Source organism: Gilvimarinus gilvus (assembly GCF_030518155.1).
GTDB lineage: Bacteria > Pseudomonadota > Gammaproteobacteria > Pseudomonadales > Cellvibrionaceae > Gilvimarinus > Gilvimarinus gilvus.
The window spans coordinates 1-1119 of the sequence record NZ_JAULRU010000582.1; the positions used below are offsets into that span (position 1 = coordinate 1).

Annotated in this window: 1 pseudogene; it reads left to right on the forward strand. The window is 55.5% G+C overall.

The features are described 5' to 3' along the window. Nucleotides 1-214 precede the first annotated feature (214 nt). Nucleotides 215-1119: pseudogene (locus QWI17_RS13800) on the forward strand (IS3 family transposase); the annotation flags it as partial.

Below are 1119 nucleotides of genomic sequence, written 5' to 3' on the forward strand. Positions count from 1 at the left end.
TCTCACTTGGATACTCCAGTTACCAGACCCTCATCGACCCATACAAAAAACAGAGCCCTTCATGCGGATCACCGCGTACCGACTGCGCAGGACCAAGGCTACTTCAATGGTTCTTTCCGGTGCATCCCCTGAAGAGGTCGCTGAAGCTTTATGAATCGCCCCTGGTTTCGTAGACACCTCCAAGCCTCATAATGAGGCCCAAATAGGAGGTGCCATGAGTCGTCAGCGTTACCCCGAAGAATTCAAGATCGAAGCGGTCAAGCAAGTGACCGAGAAAGGCAAACCCGTCGCCGATGTCGCCCAGCGCCTGGGCGTGTCCGTGCATAGCCTTTACGCCTGGATCAAGGTCTACAGCAAGCCCCAAGAGCAGCGTCAGCAAGACGACGATCAGCAGGCCGAACTGCGCAAGCTGCGCGCTGAACTCAAGCGCGTGACGGAAGAGCGAGACATCTTAAAAAAGGCCGCCGCGTACTTTGCCAAGGAGTGCGGCTGAAGTACGCCTTCATCAAGAAGCACTCGACTGATTACCCGGTGCGGCGCCTTTGCCAAACCCTCAAGGTGCACCCCAGCGGCTACTACGCCTGGCTGGCCGAGCCTCAATCTGCCCGAGCAAAAGAAGATCAACGTCTGCTTGGCTTGATCAAACACGCTTGGCTAGAAAGCGGAGGTGTATACGGCTACCGCAAAATTCACGATGACCTACGTGAGCTGGGAGAGGAATGCGGACGAAATCGAGTCGGGCGCTTGATGCAGGCGGAGGGGCTGCGTTCGCAAACGGGCTATCGGCGGCGTCCAGGGTTTTACGGTGGAAAACCAACAGTGGCCTCGCCCAACCACCTCGCGCGGCAGTTCAAGGTCAGTGAGCCGAACAAGGTCTGGGTGACAGATATCACTTACATCCGCACCTATGAAGGATGGCTCTATCTGGCGGTAGTGCTGGATCTGTTCTCACGCCAAGTAATTGGTTGGTCAATGAAGCCAAGGATGTGCAGCGACCTGGCTATCGACGCAATGTTGATGGCTGTGTGGCGACGCAAGCCACAGCAGCAAGTGATGATTCACTCAGATCAAGGTAGTCAGTTCAGTAGCTCAGATTGGCAAAGCTTCTTGAAGGCTAAC